This is a genomic window from Priestia sp. 10L35 (assembly GCF_056395685.1).
Map to the genome: position 1 here is coordinate 46,772 of NZ_JBFTKA010000006.1, position 12,362 is coordinate 59,133.

The following is a 12,362-nucleotide window of genomic DNA, read 5'->3' on the forward strand; positions in this document are numbered from 1 at the left end:
GGCCACTGTTTTTTTTATGCTTCAGCCCAAACGGATACAGAGCCGCCATTTACAGGGAACTGTCCGTAGCCATCTTCTTCAATCACAACTTGGTCCTCTCGGTTGTTTGTGAAGTCAATCCACGTTTGTCCACTTCGGTGTTCGCCGACGAACATTCTCTTTTCGCCATCTTCACCGTTTGACATCACCACAGCGCATCCAGACTTCTCAAATTCCTCTACACCATGCCTTACCCATCCAATAGTATTCGGGTGATCAAAATAATCGTCTTGCTGGCCGTATGCTTTGTCATAGCGTACATGCAAGAGAGCGGAAATATCTTTTTCTTTTCCTTCAATTGGGTGCTCTCCGCCTATCCCAAAATAGTCTCCGTAAAACACACAAGGATAACCGTCTTCACGAAGTAAAATTAGAGCGTAAGCACTCTGTTTGAACCAATCTTCTACCCAAGATTCTAAAGATTCATTTGGCTGAGAGTCATGGTTATCTACAAATGTGACAACATTCAAAGGGTGAGTCTTGACTAATGTATCATCAAAAATCGTGGTTAAATCAAAATCTCTTCCTTGCTGAGAGGCTTCATGCAGTTTATAGTGCAGCGATACGTCAAACAAATCGATTTGATAATCAATCACGTCTAGGAATTCCTGACAGGCTGTTAACTCTGGATTCCAAAACTCTCCCACAAAATAAAAGGGCTTTTCTTGAGAAGAGGACAATTCGTGGGCAAACTCTTTAATAAAATCGTGGTTAATATGTTTAATGGCGTCTAATCGATAACCGTCGCACTGCAGAGTGTCTGCTAACCATTTTCCCCATTTGATCATTTCTTCTCGAACTTCAGGATGATCGTAATCAATATTCGCAAACATTAAATAATCGTAGTTGCCAAACTCTTGATCCACATTTTCGTTCCAGCTTTTGTTTTCTCCGGCAATACGAAAAACGCCTTCTTTTCCATTTTTATCATCGTAATCAGTGCCGTTAAAATGATTAAAGTTCCATTTAAAAGAAGAATATTGATCGCCGCGCCCTTCAAATGTAAACTTTGTCCACCCTTCAATTTCAAAAGGTTCAGAAATTTCTTCTGTTCGGTTCATGGGGTCCACTTCAATGACGTGGAACGTTTCTTTTTCATCTGCTGCAGCTTTATGGTTCATTACAATATCCACATAGACATTAATTCCATGATTATGACAGGCATCAATCGCTTCATGCAGCTCTTGCTTGGTTCCATACTTTGTACGAACGGTTCCTTTTTGATCAAATTCGCCAAGATCGTATAAGTCGTAAACGCCGTAGCCATTATCCTCTGATGAAACACCTTTTGTAACCGGGGGAATCCACACGGAATCAATTCCTTGTTCTTTTAGTTGAGGAGCGAGCTCTTTAAGGCGTTGCCAATGCTCGCCATCAGCTGGCACATGCCATTCGAAAAATTGCATAATTGTATGATTCCGTTCCAAGTTAAATCATCCTCCTTTTAAATAAAAAGATATAATCGCTCACGGATAGTTCTTTAGAATCAAATGAGGAATTGATTATATTTTTTCTTTTAACGTTCCTGTTATCCCTATTCTTTAAACCTTTTTCAACATATGAAGCTTAAGAAAATCTTAAGATTTCCCCTTCCTTTTTCTTAAGAAATGCGGTTTACAATAAAATCCATAGACGAAATGACCCATGATATACTTTTGAAAGGAGTGTGAGAAATCAATGAACGAATATGTGGTTTTAGTCGTAGACGATGAGCAAGAAATCCGTAATGGCATTGCTATTTATTTGAAAAATGAAGGCATTAAAGTCTTTACGGCCAAAGATGGAATCGAAGCCATAGAGATACTAAATAAAGAAAAAGTTCACTTAATTATTCTTGATATTATGATGCCAAGGCAAGACGGCATTTCAACGACGTTTAAAATCCGAGAACAAAAAAATATCCCGATTATTATGCTGAGCGCTAAAAGCGAAGATGCAGATAAAGTGCTCGGTCTGCAGGTAGGAGCAGATGATTATGTGACAAAACCTTTTAATCCATTAGAACTGATAGCTAGAGTTAAATCACAGTTAAGAAGATATGTAACATTAGGTACATATGAGGAAACAAAGACGATTGATATCCGAGGTCTCGTACTTGATATTGAGGCTAAGTCCGTCACTCTTGACGGGGTGTTCATTAAGCTGACTCCCATTGAGTATAAAATTGTAGAGTTATTAATGAAAAATGCAGGGAGAGTTTTTTCTATACATGATATTTATGAACGCGTATGGAATGAACCAGGCTACAACGCAGAAAATACAGTAGCGGTACACATTAGAAAAATAAGAGAAAAAATTGAGATTGAACCAAAAAATCCGAGGTATGTAAAGGTTGTGTGGGGACTTGGATACAAAATGGAAAAGTAGCGTCATTTCAGCTATAGGGATTATCTTGTTTTTATTTGGTTTAGGAGCAACTATTTCTTCAATTAGTAACGTGCATAATCTATTAAAAACAAACTATTTACAAAAAAGCAGCTATGTAAAATCAGAAGACTTCAAAAAGCAAATAAGTCGTTTTACAAATGATCTCTACCTTTTAGAATTGACACAAAAAGATAAGAATACCGTTAATGCAAATAAGATAACAGGAGAAGAGATTGAGTCGTATCGATATACGGAAGGAACATTAACAGAACAAATAAAAAACGTGCACGATAAATATGAAGAAAAAATAGAAGACGCTAAGCAAGCAAAGAGCAAAAACGTTGAAGATGCCTATATAAAGCAGCAGGATCTAGAAGTTAAAAACATTCAAAAAAAGTTTCAAGATGATCAATTCGTTCGAGAAGAAATAGCGAAAAACAAAAAACTCGAAATGAAGAAACTATATGACGAAGCTTTTGATCGACAAGAAACATTATCTCAATATAAAAAAGACATCGTGTATTATTTAAAAGATAGGAACACAAACAAAATATATACGAACATCCAAAACGCAGGCAAAGAAGATGTTAATCAATTAGTAAAAAAGAAAAATATATTGTATAAACATACTTATTCAGCTCAATCACCGCTTGTGTTCCAAGCAGATGAATATAAAAATTCATCGTTAAGCAGTGAGGTAGACTCAGAGATCCCAACCTGGTATTTAAAGCAGAAGTTTACGGGTATAATTGCTGTTCCTGAAAAAGAAACCTTCATTAGTCCTTTATTTGATGAATATAACTATTATCATCATCAAAATGTAGCATTTCTCGTGTATGCATTTTCAGGGATACTAGCTCTGTTAATAGGTTACTTTATTTATAAAAAAACAATAACTGGACATTTAAAAGAAATAACAAGACAAACTGCAGTACAGAGGGTTTATAAAAAAATACCTTTAGATATTTGTATAATTGTTTTTCTTTTATACTCATTTTTTACATTAAGTCTAGTTCTGAACGGCTATCCTGCTTCTGTATTAGAATCATATAAGCATGTTGCTACGTTCTTCTTTTATATGATAGCAATATCTATAGCTATTTCTCTATGGGCACTTCAAGTATTTCTACTGTTTCAGCGTATACGTACAATAGATGATATAAAAGAAGAATATAAAAGAACGTGTGTTTATCAAGTAATTTATTTTCTTCAATCTATTTTTATTATCAGACATATTGGCATGCATATAATGGTTGTAGTGCTGCTTTTAGTGTTTGCCGTGTTTGCTGTTGCAGCTCTATTGACTAGTGGATCTATGTTTGCAGAACAAGTATCCATACTGTACTTAGCTATAGGCAGTGTTGTAGGAGTGGTTACTTTGATACTGCTTATGCTACGAGTTAATTATTTAAATAAAATTATTATCTCAATTGATCAAATTGCCACAGCCGAGTGGAAAGAGCCGTTACCTATCAAAGGAAAATCAGCTTTGACTCAAGCAGCGCTAAACATAAATCATATCCAGCAGCAGATTCAAACATCTCAGCATGTTCAAGTTAAAAGTGAACGCTTGAAAACAGAGTTAATTACCAACGTCAGTCACGATTTAAGAACACCATTGACTTCTATTATGACATATACAGCGTTGCTAAAGTCACAAGATCTTACTTCGGACGAACAACATGCTTACGTTGAAATTATTGACCGTAAATCAAAACGTTTACAGACACTTATTGATGATTTATTTGAAGTGTCAAAAATGGCAAGTGGAAATGTAGAATTGCATAAAGACAAAATTGATATTAACCAGCTTCTTCATCAGGCTTTAGCTGAATATAATGAAGCAATTGAAGATTCAACTCTGCAATTTCGTATTCAATCTCTCGAAAAGCCGATATTTGCTACTGTAGATGGTCAAAAATTATGGAGAGTATTTGACAATTTGATAGAGAATATATTGAAATATTCACTTGAACAAACGCGTGTCTATATTTCTGTTCAAGAAATAAACGAACAAGTGAAACTAACCTTTAAAAATGTAAGTAAATATGAACTAAATGAGCAGGCAGATGAGCTGTTTGAACGATTTAAAAGAGGGGACACTTCAAGACAAACCGATGGCTCCGGACTTGGGTTAGCTATTGCTAAGTCAATTATTGATTTGCACGGAGGAGAACTGAATATTGAAATTGACGGAGATTTATTTAAAGTAACGATTACTCTTTAATGTCAGTGAATATAAACAGCATATCTAGTAAAAAAGAGAAGCAACCTCATTATGCTGGTTGCTTCTCTTTTTTTAGCGTTCGTAATTTTATTCCGCAACCGCAAAGCGTACTGTGTTTTAGTACTTTTATTTCTCTATCACACTGATTACATCTTATTTCTTGTCCAATCATTTCTTCATCCCTTCCTCTTTTTACAAGAATTTAAATAAGTATCCATAAAATATGGATACTTATTTAGTGATAAAATGTTAAACTAATTGAGAATAAATGATAATCTAAAATGAGAAAAATAATCTTATTTTTTCATTTAGAAAACGGATAAATTTATTTTACTTGCTGCGGAACAGATAATCCTAAACCGTCTGCAATGCGTGTTCCATACTCTGGATCCGCTTTGTAGAAGTGTTGAATTTGACGCAGTTTAATCTCTTCTTTTTCTACAGGTTTCATAGCTTCAACGATGTTTGTAACTAGTCGTGTACGCTCGTCTTTGCTTAGAAGGCGGTATAAGTCACCTGCTTGCGTGTAGTGGTCGTTATGATTATATGCAACACTATCGGCAACGCCTGAAACAGGGTATGCTGCTTGTTTGTTTTCCTGTGATTCTGTCGGGCCCCCAAAGCTGTTTGGCTCATAATAAACAGAACGGCCGCCGTTATCGTCAAAGCGCATTTGGCCGTCACGCTGATAGTTATTTACTTCGCTGCGCGGACGGTTAATCGGTAGCGCTTGATGGTTAGCACCCACGCGGTAGCGATGTGCATCGCTGTATGCGAATAGTCGACCTTGCAGCATTTTATCAGGTGATACGTCAATTCCCGGCACAAGCGTTCCAGGTGAGAATGTAGCTTGCTCCACTTCGGCAAAATAATTTTCTGGATTGCGGTCCAAGACCATGCGACCTACTTCAATTAACGGGTAGTCTTTTTGTGACCAAACCTTTGTTACGTCAAACGGATCAAAGCGATACGTATCAGCATCTTCTAATGGCATAATCTGAACGTACAGCTTCCATGAAGGAAAATCGCCTTTTTCAATGGCATTAAATAAATCTTCAGTATGATAATCTGGATTTTCACCAGCTAGCTTTGCAGCTACGTTTGGAGACAGATTTTTTACGCCTTGCTCTGTTTTGAAGTGATATTTTACCCAAACGCCATCTCCTTCGGCATTAACCCATTTAAATGTGTGGCTGCCAAATCCATGCATATGGCGTAAAGTTGCGGGGATACCGCGGTCAGACATTAAAATAGAAACTTGATGCAAAGATTCAGGAGATAAAGACCAGAAATCCCAAACGGCCGTCGGGTTTTTTAAATGTGTGCGTGGATCGCGTTTTTGTGTATGAATAAAGTCAGGGAATTTAATCGCATCTCGGATGAAAAATACAGGTGTATTATTTCCGACTAAGTCGTAGTTTCCTTCTTCTGTATAAAATTTAACAGCAAATCCGCGAGGGTCGCGAACGGTATCTGCTGAGCCGTTTTCACCAGCTACTGTTGAAAAACGAGCAAATAGAGGCGTTCGTTTTCCTACTTCAGAAAGGAAAGCTGCTTTTGTATAGGCTGAAACATCATTTGTCACTTCAAAATAGCCGTGAGCACCGGCGCCTTTTGCGTGTACGACGCGTTCAGGAACTCGCTCTCGGTTAAAATGGGCTAATTTCTCTAAAAGGTGAACATCTTGAATTAAAGTAGGTCCGCGTGAACCAGCGGTCATTGAATTTTGATTATCTCCAACCGGAGCTCCCCAACTAGTCGTCAGGTTATTCTTGTTTGTTGTCATCTTAGAACCACCTCTTATTTGAATTTTATTATGTTAGAAATAATAATAACATTTTTAAATAAAAAATCAATACTAAATTATAATTATTATAATTTAAATTGTTAATTTTGAGATGTAGTCAATGGAGTATATAACATGTGAAGTGTACGAACTATTTAAAAAATTTTCTGTATAGTATATTTAGTTTAATAATAAAAATGCCTGGTGTGCAATTATTTTGACCGGCTATTACCATATCAAAAACACGCTTGCTTATTTATATAAGCAAGCGTGTTCGTTTTATATATTTTGTGATAAGTTTGCTTTCGCTGCCAGTTCAGCCTGAGGCGTGCGCCAAAGCTGCGTCCATTTTTGAATCGCAGCAATTATAATAATGAGACCGAGTATAAGCATGATGATTGAAAGAGTTGCATTTAATATGCTGTAACCTGCCGCAGCTTCATTTAAATAGACATTCTTAACCATCCAATAACCTGCGTAGTTAACCGTTACGTAAAGGTAGGCTAGTGGAATAAGGCAAGTAAGCATATAGGAGCGTTTATCTGCAATTCTAAGAATAACGGTTGCTCCAATAATTAAACCAATAGAGGCCATTAACTGATTCGATACGCCGAACAGCGCCCAAACTGAGCCAATATCTCCTGAGAACAATAAATACCCCCACATAAAACAGGCTAGGGCGCTTGCAAAAATGGACCCCGGAAGCCAGTCTACTCGCTTCAATGGCTTATAAAATTCACCGAAAAAGTCTTGAATTAAATAGCGGGAAACGCGTGTACCCGCGTCGATAGCAGTTAAAATAAACACTGCTTCAAACATAATGACGAATTGGAAAAAGTAAGAAGACAGGTGGCTGAACCAAGGAATTTCTGTGAAGATATATGTCATTCCTACGGCCAGTGTAACAGCCCCGCCTGTACGGCCTTCTAAGTTTAGACCAATCTCTTGGCTAAGCTGAGGAAGAGCTGTCACGTTCATGCCGAGCGTTTTGAACACTTCAGGTGTAGAGTTGATTGCAAAATAGTCTCCAGGATGTAAAGCTGTTGCGGCAATTAATGCCATAATTCCTACCAAGCATTCGACTAACATCGCCCCGAAGCCTACAACTTTAATGTCACTCCAACGGTCGAGCATCTTAGGGGTTGTCCCTGAACCAACAAATGCATGGAAGCCGGAAATAGCACCGCAGGCGATCGTAATGGAAATGAACGGCCACACGGGTCCTGCTAAAATAGGGCCGCCTCCGTGAATAAATTCAGTAACTGCAGGAAATGGAATTGCTGGATTTACGAAAAACACGCCTACAATCAGCGCGATAAAGACACCAATTTTCATAAAGCTGCTTAAATAATCTCGAGGTGCTAAAAGCAGCCAAACGGGCAAGGCCGCTGCGAAAAATGCATAAACGGGAAGAATAATTGAAAGTGTTTTAATATCTAGCGTTAAAAAATCTCCTAAAGCTGTTCCTTGAATATAAGGACCGCTAAATACGGCGATTAAAATTAAAATGAAGCCGACGGTAGAAGCCGCTTTTAAATTACCGGTTTTTTTGTGGTAAATACCTACCCCCATTGCGATCGGAATCGTAATTCCAACAGCGAATGTACCCCAAGGGTTTTTCTCAAGTGCGTGTAGCACGACCATAGATAAACCGGCCATTGTGATGGTAATGATAAAAAGCATAGCTAAACCTGTACAAAAACCAGCGACAGGTCCTAGCTCTTTTTTAGCCACTTCGGAAAGCGACTGGCCTTTTTGGCGCATAGATGCAAATAACACAACCGCATCGTGAACGGCTCCTCCGATTACAGCTCCTATTAAAAGCCAGAGCAGTCCGGGCAAATAGCCAAACTGAGCTGCTAAAATAGGTCCAACAAGCGGACCAGCAGCTGCAATAGCTGCAAAGTGATGACCAAATGTTACCCATCGGTTGGTTGGCACATAATCTTTCCCATCTTCAAGTTTATGTGCTGGCGTTTTTTGCGAATCGTTTAGTTTCAAGACCTTAACAGCCATGAATGTTCCGTATAGCCGATACGCAATCATTAAAATACAGATAGATCCAATAACAATCGTAACCGCATTCATTACAAATCCCCCTATCCCTTAGTTGTCTGATGTTTGTACTACTACACAACGTTATGTAATTGTGTGTTCCCCTTACAACTTTCATTATAAAAGAAGAAAGCGCTTTTATCACCAGTTTTTCCCTTAATTATTTAAAAAATTAGAAAGTTCAAATTCCCTTTGAAAAACTATAAGACTTTTCGCATAATCTCTGCTATAATTTTTAAAAAAATTAGTACGCATTTAGGTGTTTTAGTTAGGGAGATGAAAAGAGTGAACCATCGTCAAGAGTTACAAAATAGCAAGCGTATCGTAGTCAAAGTAGGGACATCTACGTTGACCTATGATAATGGAGATATTAACTTAGCACGCATTGAAAAACTAGCGCGTGTTTTATCCGATTTAATGAATGCAGGAAAAGAAGTTGTGCTTGTTACATCAGGTGCCGTTCAAGTGGGAGTAAAAAAACTAAAGTTAAAGGAAAAGCCAACTTCTATTCGAGAAAAACAAGCAGCGGCCTCTGTCGGGCAATGTGAGCTTATGCATATCTATAGTAAATTCTTTGGTGAGTACAGCCACATCGTTGGTCAAGTACTGTTAACGAAGGATGTAATCGAAGATGAACATGTGCGCAATAACGTTGTGAATACGTTTGAAAAATTAATTGAAGACAAAGTAATTCCTATTGTGAATGAAAACGATACGGTTGCAATCGATGAAATTGAAAACATCGTGCGCTTCGGCGATAACGATAATTTATCTGCCATTGTTTCAGTTTTGATTCACGCAGATTTACTTGTTATTTTATCTGATATTGACGGTTTCTTTGATTCAGATCCCACAAAAAACCCTAACTCTAAATTAATGAAAGTAATAGATGGCATCACACCAGAGCTTGAGAATTTTGCTGGAGATAGTGGAACTGACGTTGGAACAGGCGGAATGGTCACAAAGCTTACCGCTGCTAAAACAGCTACAAGTGCAGGCGTAAGCTTAATCTTAGCAAATGGTAAAGAGCCAAATATTTTGCGAGATATTATTGAAGGCCAAGAAATTGGAACGTTATTCTTAAAACAAGCTGAAGGAGTAATGAAATGAGTGAATTGCAGCTTAAAGGAAAGCAGGCAAAAGATGCCTCTTATTTCTTAGGAAATGTAACGAGCGAACAAAAACAGCAGGCACTTTATAAAATGGCGGCTGCTTTATTGAATCAGCAAGAAGCGATTTTAAAAGCCAATGAATTAGACATAGAAAAAGCCGTTCAAAAAGGCACATCAAAAGCGATGTTGGATCGCCTATCTTTAAATAAAGAGCGGATTCACGGAATGGCAGACGGCCTGCGCCAAGTAGCTGCGCTTGCGGATCCAGTAGGAGAAGTGCTGTCTATGGCGAAGCGACCAAATGGCTTACAAATTGGGCAGCAGCGTGTACCTATTGGTGTCATAGGAATTATTTATGAAGCGCGTCCAAACGTTACGTGTGATGCAGCAGGCTTATGCTTAAAAGCAGGAAATGCAGTTATCTTGCGCGGAGGCAGCGAGGCGTTTTATTCGAATCAAGCGATTGTTTCTGTATTATCTCAAGCTGCGGCAAGTGCAGGGTTGCCTGAGCATAGCATACAGCTTATTGAAGATACGTCGAGAGAAACAGCACTGGAGTTAATGAAATTAAATGAATATATCGATGTATTAATTCCTCGAGGCGGTGCTGGTTTAATTGAAGCAGTGGTAAAAAATGCAACGGTTCCCGTTATTGAGACAGGAACTGGGAACTGCCACATTTATGTCGATGAAGAATATGACGGTGACATGGCGGCCAATATTGTCATTAATGCAAAAACATCTCGTCCAGCGGTGTGTAACTCAGCCGAAAAGCTGATTATCCATAAACGAGCGTCTCATGAATTTTTGCCGATTATTATTCAAGCGCTACGAGAGAAAGATGTAGAAGTACGCGGTGATGAACGTGCGGTAACAATCGTTCCAGATCTTGTTCCCGCAGGGGATGAGGATTGGAAAAAAGAATACTTGGATTTCATCATGGCGGTTAAAATCGTAGATGATATCGATGAAGCGATTTCTCATATTAATGTTCATAGTTCACATCACTCTGAAGCGATTGTAACAACAAATTATGCTCATGCTCAGCGTTTTTTACAGCGCGTTAATTCAGCCGCTGTTTATGTGAATGCTTCAACGAGATTTACGGACGGAGAAGAGTTTGGTTTCGGGGCAGAAATCGGAATTAGTACACAAAAGCTTCATGCGCGTGGACCGATGGGATTAAAGGAATTAACAACGCTAAAATATATTATTTACGGAGATGGACAAATTCGATAAAAAAGAAGCCTGAGGCATATGCCCAGGCTTCTCTTATTTCCATATACGTTCAATTTCTTCAAGTGACTTTCCTTTTGTCTCCGGAACCCACTTCCATATAAACAAAAATGAAGCGAGACACATAAACATAAAGAATAAAAATGTAAAAGATCCTCCAGCTTTGTTCCAAAGGATAGGGAAAAACTGAGATACAAACCAATTAGCTATCCACAAGAAAAACGTAGAAATAGACATTGCATAGCCTCTCGCGTGATTAGGAAAAATTTCAGAAATCACAACCCATACAACCGGTCCCATAGAAATATTAAAAAGAAATAAATAAAAAACAATAAGTAAACTAGTAGTCAACCCTTCAGTACCTTGAGAATGAAACCCAAAGGAAACGAGAAGCTGCGTAACGGCCATACCAGCTGTGCCAATAAGCAATAAAGCTTTGCGGCCAATCCGGTCGATAAGCCACATGGAACAAAGAACGCCTAAAAAGGCAGCCACACCAATCATAGACGTAACAAGGAGCGATAAATCTCCTCTAGCTCCAGCTGCTTTAAAAACTTGCGGGGCGTAATAAATAATGGCATTAATTCCGACAAGCTGTTGAAAGGCTGCAAGTAGAATACCAATAAGCAGCGCTTTTCGAAGACAGGCGTCTTTAAAAAGCGAAAGAGAAGCTGGTTGATTTTCTCTTAACGATTGCTCAATATGATACAGCTCTTGGCGTGCAATGTGTGTACCATTGATTTTAATTAAATTGTCCATAGCTTCTAAAGTGCGGTTTGCTTTTACCAGCCACCTCGGACTTTCAGGAACAGGAGAAAGAATAAGAAGAAATAAAAGAGCTGGAATACCAGAAGCACCGATAATGTAGCGCCATCCCGTGGAATTCTGCCAAGCGTCTTCCCCAATAGATAAAATGTAGTCATTTACAAAATAGACAGAAACAATCCCAACGGCAACAGCAAATTGGTATAGAGAGCCTAAGCGGCCACGCATGTGCGGAGGGGCTATTTCAGAAATATAGGTAATAGAAAGAACAGAAGCCATACCAATGCCTAGTCCTCCAATAATTCGAGAAATAATCACAAAAGAGATGGATGAAGATAGCGCTTGCATAATTGCGGATACGACAAATAAAGAAGCTGCTAAAAGTAAGATGCTTTTTCTACCGAATCGATCACTCAGTTTTCCTGAAGCAAGTACCCCAATGGCACCACCGAGCAGCAGACTAGATACAACAAAACCTACCATCGTTGGACCAAGATTAAAATGTACTTTCATCAACCCAATAGCTCCTGAAATGACGGCTGTGTCATAGCCGTAAAGCAACCCTCCAAAAGCAGCTGCACATGAAATGAAAATCACGAAAAATAGATTTCCTTTTTGCTCCTTATACTCGTCAGAAGTTACTTTTACTATCCCCATATAAATTCCTCCTTTGAATCACCGTCACTATTTCAATTAAAAAAACGTTATACGTAAAACGTTTTCATAAAAGATGTTTTTATGTTAAACTAAAAATTGTAAATAATCAAACTATTTT

8 protein-coding genes are annotated in these 12,362 nt (G+C 38.3%); 4 read left to right on the forward strand and 4 right to left on the reverse strand.

The genetic code is table 11. The features are described from left to right. Window positions 1-14 precede the first annotated feature (14 nt). Window positions 15-1,466 carry an alpha-amylase gene (locus AC1DEF_RS20560; protein ID WP_014457695.1) on the reverse strand — a complete coding sequence of 484 codons (1,452 nt, stop codon included), beginning with the start codon at window positions 1,464-1,466 and terminating at the stop codon, window positions 15-17. Window positions 1,467-1,716: 250 nt separating this feature from the next. On the opposite strand from AC1DEF_RS20560, the gene AC1DEF_RS20565 reads away from it, so the two are divergent. Both AC1DEF_RS20565 and AC1DEF_RS20570 read left to right on the forward strand, forming a co-directional pair. Then, window positions 1,717-2,406 carry a response regulator transcription factor gene (locus AC1DEF_RS20565; protein WP_025752427.1) on the forward strand — a complete coding sequence of 230 codons (690 nt, stop codon included), beginning with the start codon at window positions 1,717-1,719 and terminating at the stop codon, window positions 2,404-2,406. Beyond that, window positions 2,384-4,633 (forward strand): sensor histidine kinase, encoded by a 2,250-nt coding sequence (locus AC1DEF_RS20570; RefSeq protein WP_477727534.1) that lies wholly within the window; start codon window positions 2,384-2,386, stop codon window positions 4,631-4,633. The genes AC1DEF_RS20565 and AC1DEF_RS20570 overlap by 23 nt, the downstream gene beginning before the upstream one ends. 325 nt (window positions 4,634-4,958) lie before the next feature. On the opposite strand, the gene katA is transcribed toward AC1DEF_RS20570, so the two are convergent. After that, window positions 4,959-6,419 carry a catalase KatA gene (katA, locus tag AC1DEF_RS20575; RefSeq protein WP_097824948.1) on the reverse strand — a complete coding sequence of 487 codons (1,461 nt, stop codon included), beginning with the start codon at window positions 6,417-6,419 and terminating at the stop codon, window positions 4,959-4,961. A gap of 279 nt (window positions 6,420-6,698) precedes the next feature. Further along, window positions 6,699-8,507, reverse strand: a complete 1,809-nt coding sequence (gene cstA, locus AC1DEF_RS20580; protein WP_477727535.1) for a carbon starvation protein CstA — start codon at window positions 8,505-8,507, stop codon at window positions 6,699-6,701. A 243-nt stretch (window positions 8,508-8,750) separates the two neighbouring features. On the opposite strand from cstA, the gene proB reads away from it, so the two are divergent. Both proB and AC1DEF_RS20590 read left to right on the forward strand, forming a co-directional pair. After that, entirely contained in the window at window positions 8,751-9,584 is an 834-nt protein-coding gene (proB, locus tag AC1DEF_RS20585) for a glutamate 5-kinase (RefSeq protein WP_043977576.1), read from the forward strand. Next, complete coding sequence (locus AC1DEF_RS20590; RefSeq protein ID WP_097824945.1) at window positions 9,581-10,825, forward strand: glutamate-5-semialdehyde dehydrogenase; 1,245 nt, start codon at window positions 9,581-9,583, stop codon at window positions 10,823-10,825. Before proB ends, AC1DEF_RS20590 begins: the two co-directional genes overlap by 4 nt. Before the next feature lie 33 nt (window positions 10,826-10,858). Here AC1DEF_RS20590 and AC1DEF_RS20595 read toward each other — a convergent pair whose 3' ends face one another. Then, complete coding sequence (locus AC1DEF_RS20595) at window positions 10,859-12,244, reverse strand: sugar porter family MFS transporter (protein WP_097824944.1); 1,386 nt, start codon at window positions 12,242-12,244, stop codon at window positions 10,859-10,861. Window positions 12,245-12,362: the final 118 nt, after the last annotated feature.